Genomic DNA, 17,600 nt, shown 5'->3' with positions numbered 1-17,600 from the left:
GCCGGTCGGGAAACTAGAGCTTCGACGCCACCTCGGCGGCGACCAGCTCGATGTGGTCGAGGTCGCTCAGATCGAGGACCTGCAGGAACAGGCGGGAGGCACCGGCCGCCCGGTAGGCCTCGATGATCTCGACGGCCTCGGCCGGAGTGCCGACCACGCCGCCGTTCTCGCGCATCTCTTCGACCTCGCGGCCGATCGCGGCGGCCCGGCGGCGCACCTCGGCGTCGTCGCGGCCGACGCAGAGGACCGCTGCGGCCGAGAACGTCGGCAACGCCGTACGGCCGATGGCCTCTGACGCCGCCCGCACCCGCTGGAACGTGGGCGCCACGTCGCTGATCTTGGAGAACGGGACGTTGAACTCGTCGGCGTAGCGGGCCGCCAGCGCGGGGGTCCGCTTCTTGCCGTGGCCGCCCACGATCACCGGCGGGCGCGGCGACTGGGCCGGTTTGGGCAGCGCCGGCGAGTCGTTGAGCTGGTAGTACTTGCCCTGGAAGTCGTACGTGCTCCCGACCGGCGTCGACCACAGCCCGGTGATGATCTCGAGCTGCTCCTCGAGCCGGTCGAAACGCTCGCCCACGGGCGGGAACGGGATTCCGTACGCGGTGTGCTCCGCCTCGAACCACCCGCCGCCGAGCCCGAACTCGATGCGCCCGCCGCTCATCTGGTCGGCCTGCGCGACCGCGACGGCCAGCGGGCCGGGCAGCCGGAAGGTCGCGGACGTGACGAGCGTGCCGAGCCGGATCCGCGAAGTCTGCACGGCGAGCGCGGCCAGGGTGAGCCACGCGTCGCTGGGGCCGGGCCGGCCGTCGCCGCCCATCGTCACGTAGTGGTCGGAGCGGAAGAACCCGTCGTATCCGCTGGCCTCGGCGGTCTGCGCGACCTTGCGCAGGTCGTCGTGGCTTGCCCCTTGCTGGGGCTCGGTGAAGATCACGAGACGCATCACCCAACCCTGCCAGATCGCTCCCGGCGCGCCCTGTGGAACCTGCCACACACGATCCGTAGCAAGGCAGTAACGTTTCTCACCATGGCCGCGTACGCATGGATCAGCCTCACCACCGACTATGGAACGTTCGACGGGTTCGTCGCGGCGTGCCACGGATCGATCGCCCGCATCGCGCCCGAGGTGCGCGTCATCGACGTCACCCATCACGTGCCGCCGGCCGACGTCGCCCGCGGCGCCGCGGTGCTGGCCCAGACGGCGCCTCACCTGCCGCCGAGTGTGCACGTCGCCGTGGTCGACCCCGGCGTGGGCACGTCGCGCCGCGGTGTCGTGGTCACCACCCCCAACGGTCTGCTCGTCGGCCCCGACAACGGCGTGCTGATCTGGGCCGCCGAGGCGCTGGGCGGCGTCGAGGCGGCGCACGAGATCCGCGGCGAGGGTGCCATCTCCAGCACTTTCCACGGGCGTGACGTCTTCGCCCCGGCGGCGGCGCGTCTCGCCCTCGGCGGCAAGCCGTCCGAGCTGGGCGATGAGATCGACAGGCATTCCCTCGTACGCCTTCCCGACCCCGTCGTCACGGTCGGCGACGGCTGGTTGGAAGCCGAGGTGCTGACCGTCGACCGGTTCGGCAACGTGCAGCTGGCGGCGACCGGCGACATGTTGCGCGGCCTCGGCGCCGATCTGGTGGTCAACGCCACGGTCAGCGCCCACCTGGGCAGCACGTTCGCCGACGTCGACAAGGGTGGCCTGCTGGTCTTCGAAGACTCGGCCGGTCACGTCGCGATCGCCGTGAACAACGGCCGCGCCGTCGTCGTCCTCTCGGTACGCCCCGGCGACACCGTCAAGATCGCAACCCGCTAGAGCCAAGCGGCACGCCACGCCAAGGAAGGCAGCGCGCCGGAGCAAGGAAGCAGCACGCCGCCGCCGAGGGAAGCAGCGCGCCGGAGCAAGGAAGCGGCCCACCAAGCCGAGGGAAACAGCGCGCCGGAGGAAGAAAGCGGCCCGCCAAGCCAAGGAAAGCAGCGCGCCGGAGCAGGGAAGCAGCGCGACGCAGCCGAGCGATCCGGCGCCTAACCGCGCCGGATCCGGTCCCGCGCCGCGGCGTAGGTCCGTTCCCCGGTGAGCCGCCACAGCACCCGCGCGGCCACCGGCAGCTCGGCCAGGAACCGCCGGCGCTCGGCGTCGGACGCCTCCTCGAGGACGGCGCCCAGGAAGACCAGGGCCATCTTCCCCTTGGGGATGACCTCCTTGCCGCGGTCACCCACGGCCTTCCACTCGGCGGGCGTGAGGTGGTGCTCGATGAGCGGCAGCACCTCACGTTCCTCGTCGGCCAGGTGCTCGTCGAGGGCGGCCGCCGCCTCGGCGATCACGTCGGCCAGCGCGTCCCGGTCGGCGGCCAGCGCCCGGGCCCGCCACCGCGGCAGCATCTCGTCGATGCGGGCGAGCGGCTCGTGGAGGCGTTCGTGCTGCGCCTCCATCCGGTTGATCAGGTCGGCGTGCATGCGGGCGCGTTCGAGCATGAGCGGCCAGACCAGCTCGTCCTCGGCCGTGTGATGGTGGTGGAGGCCGAGCGCGACGTTGGCCAGGTGTTCGCCGAGCACCTCGGCGCGGGCCGTGTCGCCCGGTGTCACCGCGCGGACCAGCGCCGGCATGATGCGGAACTCGCGCCGGAACACCCGGTGAACCATGATCATGTCCCAGGTGTCGGTGCGTTCGGAGGTCGTGGTCGAAGTCATGCGCTCAAGGTCGCAGGGTCGTCTTGCAGACTGCCTGCAAGCGGCCTGCACTCCTATGCTCTGACCCGTGCAGGAACAGGCCAACCGCGGCGAACCCGTGCAGGAACAGGCCAACCGCGGCGAACCCGTGCAGGAACAGGCCGGACACGGGCGCGTGCTGATCGGCAAGGTGCTCGGCGCCACCGAGGTCGAGGTGGACGGGGTGCCGGCCGACCTGGGCGGTCCGCTGCCGCGCCGCCTGGTCACCGCCCTGCTCGCGGCCGAGGGCCGCCCCGTGACCGAAGACTCGCTGGCCGACGCGATCTGGGGTGACGACGCGCCCGCCAATCCCACGTCTTCCGTTCAGGCGTACGTCTCCCGGCTGCGCCGCACGCTGGGCCACGCGGCTCTCCCCCGGGCCGGCGAGGGTTACCGCCTCGCCGTGGACGACACCGACGCCGCCCGGTTCGCGGCCGACGTGCGCCGGGGCCGGGAACTGCTGGCCGACGAGCGTCCCGGTGAGGCCGTACGGCGGTTCGACGCGGCGCTGGCCCGGTGGCGGGGCGACGCCTATGCCGACCTTCCCCACACGTACGCCCGTACCCCGCTGGACGAGCTGCGGGCGGTCGCCGAGGAGGAGCGTCTGGCCGCCCGTCTCGCCACCGGTGACGCGCCCGGCGTGGTGGGCGGCCTGGAAGCGGCGGTGCGCGCCGAACCGTACCGGGAACGCCGTTGGGAGCTTTTGATCCTGGCCCTCTATCGCGGTGGGCGGCAGGCCGAGGCTCTGGCCGCGCTGCGCCGGGTGCGGCAGCGGCTCGCCGACGACCTCGGCATCGACCCCGGTCCGGCGCTGCAGAGCCTCGAGGGCCGGCTGCTGGCCCAGGATCCGGGACTTCTGCTGCCGTCCCGGCCCGCTCCCGCCGTACGGCCGCTGTCGCACTTCTTCGGGCGCACCACCGAGCTGGCGGCTCTCGCCGGGCTGCTGCAGACCGCGCGCCTGGTCACGCTGGTCGGTCCGGGCGGGGCAGGCAAGACGCGGCTGGCGGTCGAGTACGCCGCCGCGGGTGATCCGTGGTTCGTCCGGCTGGCCGACGTGACCGAGCCCGCGCTGCTGCCGGCCGCCGTCGCCGCCGCCATGGGGGTGCGCGGGGCGACGACCGACGCGATCGCCACCGCCCTGGGTGACCGGCCGGGTCTGCTGCTGCTCGACAACTGCGAGCACGTGGTGGCCGCGGCCGCCGCCCTGGCGCTGGAGCTGCTGACCCGCTGCCCGGGCCTGCGGGTGCTGGCCACCAGCCGGGAACCGCTCGCGGTCGACGGGGAACGGCTGCTGCCGGTCGCGCCGCTGCCCGCCGCCGACGCGATCGCGTTGCTGACCGACCGGATCACCGGCGTACGCCCCGGCTGGCGCCCCGACGAGGCCGAGTCGGCGACGCTGGCCCGGCTGGCCGCGGCCCTCGACGGCATCCCGCTCGCGCTCGAACTGGCCGCCGCCCGGGCCCGCGTGCTGGGCCTGGCCGAGCTGCTGGACATGCTGCACGACCGGTTCCCGGCGCTGGGCCCGGTGCCGCGGGGCGCGCTCGCCCCGCACGAGACGCTGGAGGCCGCGGTGGCCTGGAGCGTCGACCTGCTCGGGGCCCACGACCGGGCCCTGCTGCTGCGGTTGTGGCCGTTCGAGGGCGGTTTCCCGCTGTCGGCCGTCGACGACGACCTGGACGCCCTGTCGGCGCTGGTCGCGCGCTCGGTCGTGGCCGCCGACACGACCGTCACGCCGGCCCGCTACCGCCTGCTCGAGATCGTGCGGGCCTGGTGCCGCCAGCATGACCCCGACCCGTCCGGCAGCCGGGAACGGCACGCGGCCTGGGTGCGTGGGCTGGTCGAGCATCACGCACCGCTGCTGCGCGGGGAGCGGTCGGCCCACTCGATCCGGGTGCTCAACCGGGAACTGCCCAACCTGCGTACGGGCATTCAGCACGACCTGCGGGCCCGACCGGCCACCGCGTTGCGCACGGCCGGGCTGCTGGAGTGGTTCTGGTTCCGCGGCGGCCTGGTCGCCGACGGGCTGCCGCTGCTGCGGGCGGTGCTGGCCGCCGCCCCGGACGGCGCGGCCACCGACCGGGCGCGGGCCTTTCTCAGCGCGAGCCTGCTGCGCTACATGAGCGGTGACCTGGGTGCGACCGACGACCTCTACGCGGGGCTGGAGGTCCTGCGCGACCACCCCGACCATGAGGGCGAGATCGTGGCCGCGCAGGGCGCCTACTACGAGTCGCTGTACTGGTCGTTCCGCGGCGACTTCGACCGGGCGGTCGCTCCCGCCCACCGCTCGATGGAGGCGGCCCGGGCGATCGGCGAGGAGTGGATCCTGCCCGCGGCCACGATGTCGCTCGGGGCGGCGCTGGCCGGTGCGGGCGAGATCGAGGAGGGCCGGCGGGTGCTGGCGCGGGCCGGCGCCGAGGCGGTCGCGGCCCGGCAGGGCTGGACGGCCGCGATGTGCGGGCTGTTGCGGGCGCGGGCGTTGCTGACCGCCGGACCGGGGGGTGCCGGCTCAGCCCGGGGAGGCGCTCACCGCCGTACGGGAAGCTCGGGATCTTTTTGATTCGGAGGACGACGTCGGGAACGTGCTGGCCTGTCTGCACACCGGGGCGTACGCGCTGGCCCGCCTCGATCGGGGGAAGGACGCGGCCACGCTGCTGACCGCCGTCCGCCGGATCGCGGCCCGGCGGGGCATCGACCTCGACGCCGCCGACCCGATCCGGGCCGCCGGGCTGGCCGAGACGGTTCCCACCGATGTCCCGGACACGGGTGCGGACGAGTCGGCGCTCGCAACTCTGCTGAGCGCGGAAAGCCCACCGAATGCGAAAAGCCGGGCCTGACGCGGAAAGCCCACCGAAAGCGGAAGCCGGGACCCGACGCGGAAAGCCCACCGAACGCGGAAGCCAGGCCCGACGCGGAGAGCCCACCGAACGCGGGAAGCCGGGGCTGACCCGGAAAGCCCACCCGGCCCGATGCTTCCCGGGCCGGAAAACGGGAAGAATTGACCCCATGCCCGAGGGCGACACCGTCTGGAACACCGCGCGCGTGATCGAACGCGCCCTGCTGGGTGACGAGCTCACCGGCTCCGACTTCCGCGTGCCGCAGCTGGCCACCACCGACCTGAGCGGCTGGACCGTCGCCGAGTCGGCCAGCCGCGGCAAACATCTGCTGCTGCGCCTGACCCGCGACGGCGAGCAGCCGCTCACCCTGCACTCGCACCTGCGGATGGAGGGCGCCTGGCGGGCGTACGCGCCGGGGGAACGCTGGACCGCGCGCCCGGCCCACCTGATCCGGATCGTGCTGCGCACCAAACGGTCGGTGGCCGTCGGCTATCACCTGCACGAGCTCGCGCTCTATCCGACCGCCGACGAGGAACGGCATGTCGGGCATCTCGGGCCCGACCTGCTGGGCGCCGACTGGGACGCCGACGAGGCCGTACGCCGCATCGCCGCGCACCCGGAGACGACCATCGCCGAGGCCCTGCTCGATCAGCGCAACCTGGCCGGGGTCGGCAACCTCTACAAGGCCGAGACGCTGTTCCTGCGTGGACTGTGGCCGTGGACGCCGGTCTCGGGTGTGGCCGACCTGAAGGGCACGGTCACGCTCGCGCAGAAGCTGGTGGCCTCGAACCGCGGCCGCTGGACGCAGACCACCACGGGTTCACTGCGGCGCGGTGAGACGAGCTATGTGTACGGTCGGCGCGCGAAGCCGTGCCGGCGCTGCGGAAGCGCGATTCAGAAGGACGAGAAGGGCGAACGGATCACTTACTGGTGCCCGCGTTGTCAGCCGCGGCCTGCTTGAACACCGTGGTCGGGGTGCGCTTGAGCTCGGACAGCCCCTCGGCCAGGCCGCGCAGACGGTCGGTGGCGTCGACCAGGCTGCCCAGCGCCGGGTGCCGGCCGTCGGTGACCGGGTGGCCGTCTTCGGCGACATAGCTCGCGGCGGCGGCGACCAGACGTTCGTACGCGTCGACGCCCTCGGTGAACTGGGTGGCGAGCGACCCGTGGGACTCGGCCAGGCCGGTCCGCTGCCCGGGCGGGCTCAGCGGGAGGGCCCGTTCGACGCTCGCGACCCGCTGGCCGAGGTCGCGCAGCCACTCCTCGGCGACCGCGGCCTCGAGCAGGGCGCCCTCGCCGGGGCCGTTGAGCCGGCCGGCGAGCGCGGTCAGCGTCGTCGACGCGGCGTCGAGCCGGTCCCACGCCTGGGTGATCGCGGAACCCCGCAGGGCGTAGCGGTTCTTCTGCCGACGCACCTCGTTCATCACCGTGCGGCCGGCCGGGAACCTTTCGAGGGCCGCGGTGAGCTTGGCCCCGGGCACCATCGGCGGGGGCGGAGGCGGCGCCGGGGTGGCGGCCAGCTCGCGGTGGTCGCTGTGACGCCACCAGGCCAGCGCGATCGAGGAACCGGCGGCGCCGGCCCAGATCGCGTCGGCCCAGCCGATCCCCGCATAGGGAGTGAGGACGGCGGTGGCCGCGGCCAGCCCGCCTCCCAGCACGCTCCACCGCCGCGCCGAGCTGCGCAGCCGCTTGAGTCGCCGGAAGTATCTGGTCCGCTCGTCCACCGTCGCCCTCCCCGTCAAACTTCTCAGCCGGCGGCGGTCGTGTCGCCGCGCTTCTGATTCATGCTGGCCCGGATCTCGTCGAGCCGGGCCACGCTGGCCGGGTCGGAGGCCGGACCGGCCTGCTCGACCGCGGGCTGGGCCGGGGCGGCGCCGAGCTTGTCGCCCGCCATGCTGGCGCGGATCTGCTCGAGCCGGGACGAACCGGCCATGTCGAGGCTGGACTTCTGGACCTCGAGCATGCGGCCCTCGACCGAGTTGGAGGCAAGCTCGGCGCGGCCCATCGCGTCGGCGTAGCGGCGCTCGATCTTGTCGCGCACCTCGTCGAGGGACGGGGTGTTGCCGGGCGCGGCCAGCGACGACATCGACTCGAGCGACTTGGCCACAGTCTCCTGCATCTTGGCCTGCTCGAGCTGGCTCAGCAGGCGCGACCGCTCGCCGATGCGCTGCTGCAGCACCATCGCGTTGTTCTCGACAGCCTTGCGGGCCTGGCCCGCCGCCGAGAGCGCCTGGTCGTGCAGCGTCTTGAGGTCTTCCATCGACTGCTCGCCCGAGACCAGCTGGGTCGCCAGCGTCTGGGCGGTCGACTCGTACTTCTGGGCCTCGGACTCGTCACCGCCGGCGCGGGCGCGGTCGGCCAGGACGAGCGCCTGCCGGGCCATGCCCTGGAGCTTCTCGACCTCGGACATCTGGCGGGACAGCTTCATCTCCAGCTGACGCTGGTTTCCGATCACTGCCGCGGCCTGCTGCACGAGCGCCTGGTGCTGCCGCTGCGCGTCCTCGATGGCCTGCTGGATCTGAACCTTCGGGTCGGCGTATTCATCAATCTTCGCGCCGAAGAGCGCCATCATGTATCGCCAGCCCTTGACGAACGGATTCGCCATCTCGCGGTATCCCCTCAATGTCGCTCAGTCGGGTCCGCCACCGACGCAGATCGAGGAGCTGTCGCGATGGCGAGTTACCTGGTGTGGTCATGCCATCGTGTCAGCTCGACGCCACCGACGTCACGTGACCTCCGGGGGATCTCAGGGTCTCCCCCACGCATCGAGGCTACGCGCAATCCCTGCTCGGGGTCGATCCCGAGGGGCCGTCCCCGAGGCAGTCACAGGATCTGCACAGGCCTGCGGACAAGAAGCGGGCCGGGCTCCGCTCCGAAGAGCGGAACCCGGCCCGATCACAAGATCTCTCAGGCGGCGTAGACGACGTCGCGTTGTGGCTTCCTCGTCGCGTGCAGGGTCGCCTTGAGGGGCGATTCCTGCCGGACCTTGACGGAGACGTTGCCTTCGCTCGTCACGGTCTTCTTGTTGTTGTCGTCCACCGGCAGCAGCACGCCGTCCATGTCCTCGGCGAGGGACAGCGTGTCGCTGACCTCACTGAGAAGCTCGGAGAGTCGTGCGCCGAGAGCGTCACAGATGGCGGCGAGCAGCTCGCTGGACGCTTCCTTCTGGCCGCGTTCGATCTCGGACAGGTAACCGAGGCTGACATTCGCGGCGGTGGACACCTCGCGCAGCGTGCGGTGCTGCCCCTGCCGGCGCGCCCGTAGTGCGTCGCCGATGACCCGGCGTAGCAGGACCATGGCACCTCCTCCTGCGGCGGGGCCGCCGGCACACGCCGGAGGCTTCCCGCAACCGTACCCGCTGCCGGCCATACCGACATCCCGCCCCGCCGAATTCCGGGGCCGCCCGACAGCGGGGCATCTGTGCAACCGATCAGGCCGGGGCAACATTCCCAGCTCAGAGACAGTCTGCAAGCAGCTGTAGTGCTCTCGTCACACTTTCCGTCCGGATGGCGGCGCGGTTTCCTTCGAGTTTCAGCTCGCGCACCTCGGTGCCTGCCGGCCCGGCGACCGCGACGTAGACCAGGCCCACCGGCTTGCCGTCCTGGGGGTCGGGCCCGGCCACCCCGGTCGTCGCCACGCCCCAGTCGGCGCCGCAGCGTGCGCGGGCCCCCTCGGCCAGCGCCGCCGCGACATCGGGGTCGACCGGTCCGCGTTCGGCGAGCAGATCTTCCCGTACGCCGGCGAGCGTGTGCTTCAGATCGGTGGCGTAGACCACGAAGCCGCCGCGGTAGACCGCGCTGACGCCCGGGATCTCCACGACCGTCGCCGCGACCAGGCCGCCGGTCAGCGACTCGGCGGTGGCGAAGGTCTCATGGCGGTCGACCAGCCGGTGCACGGCCGCGGCCGCCGCGAGATTCTCATTCTCCACCCGAGGAGTCTATGCGCCGGGCCGTGCGGCGCAGGCGCAGAGCCTCGATCACATAGTCCACACCGGTCACCACCGTCACGACCGTCGCCGCGCCCATCAGCCCGGGGCCGATGATGTCGAACGGCTCGGGCACCGGCCACAGGTACCACGCGATGGCGGCGATCTGCAGCACGGTCTTGAGCTTGCCGCCGCGGCTGGCCGGGATGATGCCGTAGCGGATGACCCAGAACCGCAGCGCGGTGATGCCCCACTCGCGCACCAGGATGAGCAACGTCACCCACCAGGGCAGCCGGTCGTAGACCGACAACAGCACCAGCGCCGTGCCGGTGAGCGCCTTGTCGGCGATCGGGTCGGCCACCTTGCCGAACGAGGTGACCATCGACCAGCGCCGGGCGATCCAGCCGTCGACGAAGTCGGTCGCCGAGGCCACGCAGAAGACCAGGCAGGCCACGATCCGCTGGCCGGTGCCGGTGAGCTGCGACGAGACCACCAGCCCGAGGAACACCGGGACCAGCACGATCCGGACCACGGTGAGGATGTTCGCCGGGTTGTACGGCGAGACCGTCCGCGGCGCGGACACCGGGACCGGCTCGTCGGTCACCGCGGGGACACCGGCGCCGCTGAGATCATCTCGACCGGCACGGCGACCAGGTCGACGCCCTCGGTCGCGGTGACCCGCGCGCGCACGAAGTCACCGGGGCGCAGGGCGGCCAGGTCGACCCCGGACGTGTCGGAGACGAGCGTGGTGGAGCCGTCGACCTCGGGCGCCTGGTGCTCGGCGCGGCCTTCGACCTCGCCGTGCTCGACCGTGTCGACCAGCACCTCGACGATCGAGCCGAGCCGTTCCTCGGCCCGCTGGGCGCAGAGCTCGTCGGCCAGCGTGACGACCCGGTCGTACCGGCGCTTGATGGTGTCTTCCCGCACCTTCTTGTCGAGCCCGGCCGCCTCGGTGCCGTCCTCGTCGCTGTAGTCGAAGACGCCGATCGCGTCGAGCCGGGCCTCGGACAGGAACCGCACCAGCTCGTCGACATCGGCCTTGGTCTCGCCGGGGAAGCCGACGATGAAGTTGCTGCGGGCGCCGGCCGCCGGGGCCAGCTCGCGGGCCGAGGCGAGCAGGTCGAGGAACCGGTCGGTGGAGCCGAAACGGCGCATCCGGCGCAGCACGGGCTCGCTCGAGTGCTGGAACGAGAGGTCGAAATAGGGGGCGACGCCGGGGGTGGTCGCGATCGTCTCGACCAGGCCGGGCCGGGTCTCGGCGGGCTGCAGATAGCTCGCGCGCACCCGCACGATGCCGTCGACCGCGGCCAGCTGCGGCAACAGCTTCTCGAGCAGGCGCGGATCACCCAGATCTTTCCCGTACGAGGTGCTGTTCTCGCTCACCAGCACCAGCTCACGCACGCCGCTCCGGGCCAGCCACTCGGCCTCGGCCAGCAGCTCCTGCGGGTCGCGCGACACGAAGGCGCCGCGGAAGGCCGGGATGGCGCAGAACGCACACTTGCGGTCGCACCCGCTGGCCAGCTTGAGGCTGGCGACCGGGCCGTTGTCGAGCCGGCGGCGCAGCACCTTGCGCAGGTGGGCCGGGGTGTGTTCGTCGACCGTGGCGTGCCCGGGGATGACCACCTTGGCCGCTTGGCGCTGCACGGGCGTGATCGGCAGCAGCTCGCGGCGGTCGCGCGGGGTGTGCGCGTCGAACTTCTCGCCGGCCATCACCCCGTCGAGGCGGGCGGCGATGTCGGTGTAGTCGTCGAAGCTGACCACCGCCGACGCCTCGGGCAGGCTGTCGGCCAGTTCCTTGCCGTAGCGCTCGGCCATGCACCCGGCCGCGACCACCTTGGCCCCGGTGTCGGCCGCGGCCAGCAGCGTCTCGATCGAGTCCTGCTTGGCCTTCTCGACGAAACCGCAGGTGTTGACGACCACCACATCGGCCCCGTCGGCGTCGGTGCTCACCTGCCATCCGCCCGCGTCGAGGCGGGCCGCGAGCTCTTCCGAGTCGACCTCGTTACGGGCACATCCGAGGGTGAGCAGGGCGACACGGCGGGAGGAAGGAGTTACCGACACCAGGCAAGGTTAGCCGTCTTCCCACCCTCGTTCACCCGCGCACTGATCCGATCGGGGGCCGGGGCCGTACCCCAGGTCACCATGCAGACTTCAAAGACGCCCGCCCGGCACGCGGAGTGGCTGCTCATCGCCGCCCTCGTCGTGATCGCGATCCTGGCCCGCTGGGCCGGTTTCCGCGAGAAGACGAACGACATGAACATCTTCTTCCAGTGGTACCGCGAGCTGGGCCGGGTCGGTGACTGGCGGGCGATCGGGGCCGATGTCGGCAACTACAACGCCCCGTTCGTCTATCTGCTGGCGTTCCTCCACCTCGTGCCCGGCCCGCTGATCCTCAAGATCAAGGCGATGTGGGTGGTGTTCGACGTCGTGCTGGCGTTCTTCACCTACCGGATCGTGGCGCTGCGCTATCCGAACAGCCGCATCCCGGTCGCCGCGGCGCTGGTCGTGGTGCTGTTGCCGACCGTTGTGCTCAACGCCTCATGGTGGGGGCAGATCGACGCGATGTGGGCCGCCCCGGCGCTGGGCGGGGTCTACTACCTGCTGCGGGACAAGCCGTGGTGGGGTGTGGCCCTGTGCGGGGTCGCGGTCGCCCTCAAACCCCAGGGCGTCTTCATCCTCCCGCTCCTGCTGCTGCTCGTCCTGGCCGGCCGCATTCCCTGGCGTACGCTGCTGGCCGCCCCCGCCGCGTACCTGCTGCTCGACGTCCCGGCCGTCGTCTTCGGCCGCGACCCGGTCGAGCTGCTGACGATCTATTCGATGAACCGTCAGGCCGTCAACGTGCCCGAGCTGAGCCTGCGCGCCCCCAACGTGTTCGCCCTGGTCACCGGCAGCATCCGGGAGGACAGCCTGCGGATGCTGGGCTACCTGTTCTGCGCGGCGGTGGTCATCGGGGTCGTCTACGTGCTGATCGCGCGCTCGGTCGAACTCACCACCGAACGGATCGTGCTGATCGCCGCCCTGTTCTCGATCCTGGTGCCGTTCCTGCTGCCCGGCATGCACGAGCGGTACTTCTTCCTGGCCGACGTGACGACGATCATCCTGGCCGTCTTCATGCCCCGGCTCTGGTATGTCCCGCTGCTGGTGCAGGCGTCGTCGCTGCTCTCCTACCAGCCTTATCTGTTCGGCCGGGTCGTCCCGGTGCTGCCCACGATCGCCGCCCTGCTGATGCTGGCCGCCCTGATCGTCGTCGCCCACCGGCTGTTCCGCGACGCCTTCACCCCGCCGGCGCGGGCCGACGACGAGATCGACCGGGAGTTCACGGCCATGTTCGGCGACGCGCGGGGGCTGGAAGCGCCGGCCCGCGACCGTACGCCGGCCGTGGGACCTTGATCTTTAATCGACCCGCAGCGTGGCCAGGCTCTCCTCGAGCTCGTCCGGCTTGATCAGTACGTCGCGGGCCTTGGACCCCTCGGACGGGCCGACGATGCCGCGCGTCTCCATGAGGTCCATCAAGCGGCCCGCCTTGGCGAAACCGACCCGCAGCTTGCGCTGCAGCATCGACGTCGAGCCGAACTGCGACGTCACAACCAGCTCGATCGCCTGGACCAGCAGCTCCAGGTCGTCGCCGATCTCCTCGTCGATCTGCTTCTTCTTGCTGGCCGGGGCCTCGGTGACGTCTTCGCGGAACTCGGGCTCGCGCTGGTCCTTGCAGAACTTGACGACCGCCGCGATCTCTTTCTCGTCGACCCAGGCGCCCTGGATGCGGACGGGCTTGGACGCGCCCATCGGCAGGAACAGGCCGTCACCACGGCCGAGCAGCTTCTCGGCGCCCGGCTGGTCGAGGATGACCCGGCTGTCGGCCAGCGAGCTCGTCGCGAACGCCAGACGCGACGGCACGTTGGCCTTGATCAGGCCGGTGACCACGTCGACCGACGGGCGCTGGGTGGCCAGCACCAGGTGGATGCCGGCGGCCCGGGCGAGCTGGGTGATGCGGACGACCGAGTCCTCGACGTCGCGCGGGGCGACCATCATCAGGTCGGCCAGCTCGTCGATGATCACCAGAAGGTACGGGTACGGCTTCATGACCCGCTCGCTGCCCGGAGGCGCGGTGATCTCGCCGTTGCGGACCTTGCGGTTGAAGTCGTCGATGTGGCGTACGCCGTTGGCCGCGAGGTCGTCGTAGCGCATGTCCATCTCGCGGACGACCCATTCGAGGGCGTCGGCGGCCTTCTTCGGGTTCGTGATGATCGGCGTGACGAGGTGCGGGATTCCCTCGTACGCGGTCATCTCCACCCGCTTCGGGTCGACCAGCAGCAGCCGTACCTCGTCGGGGGTGGACCGGGTCAGCAGCGACACCAGCAGCGAGTTGAGGCAGGAGCTCTTGCCGGCGCCGGTCGCGCCCGCGATCAGGATGTGCGGCATCTTGGCCAGGTTGGCCACCACGAAGCCGCCCTCGATGTCCTTGCCCAGTGCGACCAGCATCGGGTGGTGGTCGGCGGTCGAGGCCCGCGAGCGCAGCACGTCACCCAGCGACACGTTCTCGGGGTCGGTGTTGGGGATCTCGACACCGACCGCGCTCTTGCCCGGGATCGGGCTCAGGATGCGCACGTCGGGCGACTTCACCGCGTACGCGATGTTGCGCGAGAGCTGGGTGATGCGCTCCACCTTGGTGCCCGGCCCGATCTCGACCTCGTAGCGGGTGACCGTCGGCCCCCGGGTGAAGCCGGTGACCATCGCGTCGACGTTGAACTGCTCGAACACCCCGGACAGGGCGGCCATGATCTCGTCGTTGGCGCGGCTGCGCGACTTCGGCGGCGCACCCTTGCCGAGCAGGCTGGGCGGCGGCAGGCGGTAGTCGCCCGGCACCGAGCTGATCTCGAGCTGCTCGGCCCGGGTCGGCAGCGGCTCCGAGTGCTCCGGCGGCTCGGGCTTCTTCTTGCCGGCGTTGGGCTGCTTGGGCACGACCACGGTGTCGTGCAGCAGGAAGTCGTCCTCCTCGGCGACCGGCTCGGGCTCGGCCAGGCCGATGTCGGCGAGCGAACCCTGGCGGCGGCGCGACGGGCGGCGCTTCTTGGCCGGCTCCTCCTCGTCGTCGTCGCCGTCGGGGTCGTAGTCGTCGGGCAGCTCCGGCGTGGGCAGCGGGGCCCGCTCGGTGGAACGGCCCATCAGCACGTCGACCAGCAGCATGATCCGCTCGGGGATCTTGTTGATCGGCGTGGCCGTGATCACCAGCAGGCCGAAGACGAACAGCAGCACCAGCAGCGGCACGGCGACCCAGGCGGTGACCGCCCGTTCCAGCAGCGCGCCGAACGCGTAGCCGAGCAGGCCGCCCGCCTTGGTGATGCCCACGTCGTCGGTGGGCCGCTCGCTGAGGTGCAGCAGCGCGGCGGTGGCGACGACCAGGGCCGTCCAGCCGACCACCGAGCGGCCGCGGTGCTCCGGGTCGGCCGGCTTGCGCATCAACCGGACCGCGCCATAGAGCAGCAGCAGCGGGAGCAGCACGGCGAGCCCGCCGAAAAACAGGTGGGTCGAGTCGGCCAGCCACTGCCCGACCGGGCCCGCGCTGTTGGCCCAGACCGCCACCCCGACCAGGATGGCCAGGCCGAGCATGAGCAGGCCGGCGCCGTCGCGGCGGTGTTCCGGATCGATCTCCTTGGCGGTGGCGGCCTGCCGGCCGACGCCGCGGGCGGCCCAGCCGACGCTGTGCGCCAGGCCCATCCACAGCGCGCCCAGGCCGCGGCCCATGCTGGTGGCGATCGCCGAGCCCATCGACGGGCGCGCGCGGGCCGCCGAGCGGCGGGCGGCCGGGCGGGTCGACTTGGTGGCCTTGCGGGCGGGCTGGCGCGCCGCCGGTTGCCGGGCACGACTGGTCGCGGCGCCGCGCGACGTGGACGCGGCGCGACCCCGGCTCGCCGGAGAGGTTCGGCCCGCCATGGTCACACCGTATCGCCGCGATGCTCATGAATCCGGGAGGCGCACCGAGCCACGACGCACGACGTAGGGTCGTCGGGTGCAGCCCTTCACCAAGCAGATGATCACGGACGCGCTCGACGCGCGGGAATTCAAGTACTTCGAGGACGCCGACGGTGACATCGGCGGCAACTTCCAGGGCAACCTGATCTATTTCTTCCGGATCGGGCAGCAGCAGGAGGTGCTCCAGGTCCGGGCGATGGTGCAGCACCTGTTCGGGATGGACGAGGTTCCCCGGCTGTACGAGTTCTGCAACGCCTGGAACCACGACCAGCTCTTCCCCAAGGCGTACGTGCACGTCAACGATGACGGCACGGTGCTGGTGGTCGGTGAGGTGATCAGCGACTGGGAAAAGGGAGTGACCCCCGAGCAGCTCGACCAGGTGATCATCGCCGCCGTCGCCACCAGTGTTCAGCTCGCGAACGAGGTCGCCGAGCTGCGGCAGTCGTCCTAGGTTTTCTCCCGATGTGCCTCCTGATTCTTCTCCCGACGTGCTGATGCCCGGGAGACCGCTGGGTCTCCCGGGCATCACTTGCGCTTTCGCCACCTAGGCAGGGTTGGTGGCCGGGCGCGTCACGGGGTGCTGAACCCCAGGTTGTACGAGCCGTTGCCGGAGGTGGCAACGACGACGTACCGGTACGTGCCGGAGCGGCCGTTGAAGGTGATCGACTTGTCACCGTCGCCGGTGTCGCTGGCGACCGTGCGGAAGCCCCGGTTGGTGAGCCGCTGCAGGAAGAGGTCGAAGTCGGCCCCGTCGGCGGCGGTCAGGCAGGCGGTCTGCGTGCCGGCGTTGGACCGGAACGCGGCGCCGTCGGGCTGGGCCTGCGCGGTGCGGGCGCGGGGCAGGCTGCCCGCGCGCTGCACGGCCTGATCGTCACAGGCGTTCGCGGACTCGGCCGGCGGGGCCGGCTCGGCCTCGCCACCACCGGCGCCGTTGTCGCCGCCCCCGCTGGTCACCAGCGTCAGGTTCTCGGCGGCCAGGATCTCGTTGATCGGCTGGAAGAAGGTCTCGCCGCCGACCGTGCAGTCACCGGAGCCGCCCGAGGTCATGCCCTGGGCCTGGTCGCCGCTGAGCCACGGACCGCCGGAGTCGCCGCCCTCGGCGCAGACGTTGGTGCGGGTGAGGCCGGTGACCGCGCCCTCCGGGTAGACCACGGTCTGGTTCTTGGCGAGGATCGTGCCGCAGAACGTGCCGGTGGTGGAGCCGGAACGGCAGACCGCGGCGCCCACCGGGGCCTCGGTGTTGCCGGCGACCGGGAGCTCGTTGCCCTCGAAGTCGTTGACCACCGCACGCGGGGTCCAGTCGCCGTTGACCTCGACGAAGCCCATGTCGGCGTCGCCCGGGAAGGTCGAGGCGCGAACCGTGCCCTGGGCCTCCTGGTTGAAGCCGGTCGTGGTGGTGCCGACCTCGCCGCAGTGGCCGGCCGTGACGAAGCCGCCCTCGACCGAGAACCCGATCGAGCAGCGCGCGGTGCCGCCGTCGACCGCGATGAAGTACGGGTCGGCGCCGCGCACGTCGAACAGCGGCTTCGGCTGGGCCTCGCTGGTGACCACCGAGTAGGTCCCGGCGGCGACACCGGCCGCGCGGGCCAGCTTCTTGGCCGCGGAGACCTCGCCCGGCTTGGCCACGACGACCAGCTTGTTGGTCTTGACGTCGACGTACCACCCGGTGATGCCCTCGGCGTCGGAGTCGACCGAGTCGAGCGCCTCCTTGGCCTTGACGAGCGCCTGCTCGCTGCGCTTGACCAGCACCGGCTCGGCACCGGCGGCGCGGACCGCCTCTTCCGCGGCCGGGTCGGTCACGGCGACCTTCAGCGTGTTGCCGTCCGTCGCCAGCCACGCACCGCCGAAGTCGGCGCCCGTCTGCGCGGACAGCTTGGAGGTCACGCCGCTGGCCCACTTCGACCGGGCCAGGCGAGCCGTCGCCTGATCGCCGTCCAGGCCCAGGTCACGCTTCATCGCCGCAAGAAGCTGCGGCGCGACGCCACCCGGCTCGGGTTGGGCGGTGGTGCTTGACGGCGTGGTGCCGGCCATGGAGGGCAGGGTGAAAGCCACCGCTGCCCCGGCCGCGACCACGACCGCCGCCGCCACGGCGATCCGTCTGCGCTGCATCTGAGGTACTCCCCTCGCCACAGGTGCCGTGGGGGCGGCACCGTCGTGACCAGAAGTACGGAACAGGG

16 protein-coding genes are annotated in these 17,600 nt (G+C 71.8%); 6 read left to right on the top strand and 10 right to left on the bottom strand.

The features are described from left to right. Window positions 1-13: 13 nt before the first annotated feature. The gene (locus JIG36_RS19315; RefSeq protein ID WP_203377716.1) at window positions 14-940 is read right to left on the bottom strand and encodes an LLM class F420-dependent oxidoreductase; all 927 of its coding nucleotides are present in this window, start codon (window positions 938-940) and stop codon (window positions 14-16) included. 84 nt (window positions 941-1,024) lie between these two features. Between JIG36_RS19315 and JIG36_RS19310 the strand changes: the two genes are divergently transcribed. After that, a complete protein-coding gene (locus JIG36_RS19310; protein ID WP_203377715.1) occupies window positions 1,025-1,801 on the top strand; it encodes an SAM hydrolase/SAM-dependent halogenase family protein in 777 nt (258 codons plus the stop codon). 209 nt (window positions 1,802-2,010) lie between these two features. Here JIG36_RS19310 and JIG36_RS19305 read toward each other — a convergent pair whose 3' ends face one another. Continuing rightward, on the bottom strand, window positions 2,011-2,676 hold the full coding sequence (locus JIG36_RS19305; RefSeq protein ID WP_203377714.1) for a hemerythrin domain-containing protein: 666 nt from the start codon (window positions 2,674-2,676) through the stop codon (window positions 2,011-2,013). A 67-nt stretch (window positions 2,677-2,743) separates the two neighbouring features. Here JIG36_RS19305 and JIG36_RS19300 point away from each other — a divergent pair, with 67 nt between their 5' ends. The 3 genes from JIG36_RS19300 (at window position 2,744) to JIG36_RS19290 (ending at window position 6,489) form a co-directional block, all read left to right on the top strand. Beyond that, a complete protein-coding gene (locus JIG36_RS19300; RefSeq protein ID WP_203377713.1) occupies window positions 2,744-5,251 on the top strand; it encodes an AfsR/SARP family transcriptional regulator in 2,508 nt (835 codons plus the stop codon). Further along, window positions 5,193-5,528, top strand: a complete 336-nt coding sequence (locus JIG36_RS19295; protein WP_203377712.1) for a hypothetical protein — start codon at window positions 5,193-5,195, stop codon at window positions 5,526-5,528. The genes JIG36_RS19300 and JIG36_RS19295 overlap by 59 nt, the downstream gene beginning before the upstream one ends. Before the next feature lie 169 nt (window positions 5,529-5,697). Beyond that, window positions 5,698-6,489, top strand: a complete 792-nt coding sequence (locus tag JIG36_RS19290; protein WP_203377711.1) for a DNA-formamidopyrimidine glycosylase family protein — start codon at window positions 5,698-5,700, stop codon at window positions 6,487-6,489. Here the strand turns inward: JIG36_RS19290 and pspM are convergent. The 6 genes from pspM to rimO form a co-directional block, all read right to left on the bottom strand. After that, window positions 6,449-7,249, bottom strand: coding sequence for a phage shock envelope stress response protein PspM (gene pspM, locus JIG36_RS19285; RefSeq protein WP_203377710.1), 801 nt, complete (start codon window positions 7,247-7,249; stop codon window positions 6,449-6,451). The two genes, JIG36_RS19290 and pspM, sit on opposite strands and share 41 nt — an antisense overlap. Window positions 7,250-7,272: 23 nt before the next feature. After that, on the bottom strand, window positions 7,273-8,130 hold the full coding sequence (locus JIG36_RS19280; RefSeq protein ID WP_203377709.1) for a PspA/IM30 family protein: 858 nt from the start codon (window positions 8,128-8,130) through the stop codon (window positions 7,273-7,275). 302 nt (window positions 8,131-8,432) lie between these two features. Next, entirely contained in the window at window positions 8,433-8,822 is a 390-nt protein-coding gene (locus JIG36_RS19275) for a helix-turn-helix domain-containing protein (RefSeq protein WP_203377708.1), read from the bottom strand. Window positions 8,823-8,979: 157 nt separating this feature from the next. Then, window positions 8,980-9,453, bottom strand: coding sequence for a CinA family protein (locus JIG36_RS19270; protein ID WP_203377707.1), 474 nt, complete (start codon window positions 9,451-9,453; stop codon window positions 8,980-8,982). Further along, window positions 9,443-10,054 (bottom strand): CDP-diacylglycerol--glycerol-3-phosphate 3-phosphatidyltransferase, encoded by a 612-nt coding sequence (gene pgsA, locus JIG36_RS19265; RefSeq protein WP_203377706.1) that lies wholly within the window; start codon window positions 10,052-10,054, stop codon window positions 9,443-9,445. Before pgsA ends, JIG36_RS19270 begins: the two co-directional genes overlap by 11 nt. Then, window positions 10,051-11,511, bottom strand: coding sequence for a 30S ribosomal protein S12 methylthiotransferase RimO (rimO, locus tag JIG36_RS19260; protein WP_438870738.1), 1,461 nt, complete (start codon window positions 11,509-11,511; stop codon window positions 10,051-10,053). Before rimO ends, pgsA begins: the two co-directional genes overlap by 4 nt. 81 nt (window positions 11,512-11,592) lie before the next feature. Between rimO and JIG36_RS19255 the strand changes: the two genes are divergently transcribed. Continuing rightward, window positions 11,593-12,840, top strand: coding sequence for a glycosyltransferase 87 family protein (locus tag JIG36_RS19255; RefSeq protein WP_203377705.1), 1,248 nt, complete (start codon window positions 11,593-11,595; stop codon window positions 12,838-12,840). A gap of 3 nt (window positions 12,841-12,843) precedes the next feature. Here JIG36_RS19255 and JIG36_RS19250 read toward each other — a convergent pair whose 3' ends face one another. Next, window positions 12,844-15,384, bottom strand: a complete 2,541-nt coding sequence (locus JIG36_RS19250; protein WP_203377704.1) for an FtsK/SpoIIIE family DNA translocase — start codon at window positions 15,382-15,384, stop codon at window positions 12,844-12,846. Between the two features lie 76 nt (window positions 15,385-15,460). Here JIG36_RS19250 and JIG36_RS19245 point away from each other — a divergent pair, with 76 nt between their 5' ends. After that, the gene (locus tag JIG36_RS19245) at window positions 15,461-15,874 is read left to right on the top strand and encodes a YbjN domain-containing protein (RefSeq protein ID WP_307872793.1); all 414 of its coding nucleotides are present in this window, start codon (window positions 15,461-15,463) and stop codon (window positions 15,872-15,874) included. A gap of 119 nt (window positions 15,875-15,993) precedes the next feature. Here the strand turns inward: JIG36_RS19245 and JIG36_RS19240 are convergent, their stop codons facing one another. Then, window positions 15,994-17,532 carry a S1 family peptidase gene (locus JIG36_RS19240; RefSeq protein ID WP_203377703.1) on the bottom strand — a complete coding sequence of 513 codons (1,539 nt, stop codon included), beginning with the start codon at window positions 17,530-17,532 and terminating at the stop codon, window positions 15,994-15,996. Window positions 17,533-17,600 lie beyond the last annotated feature (68 nt).

The sequence above is a fragment of the Paractinoplanes ovalisporus genome, assembly GCF_016834655.1.
Taxonomy (GTDB): Bacteria; Actinomycetota; Actinomycetes; order Mycobacteriales; family Micromonosporaceae; genus Actinoplanes; species Actinoplanes ovalisporus.
The sequence above is the reverse complement of the archived record's forward strand: the minus strand, read 5'-3'. Positions and strand labels throughout refer to the sequence as shown.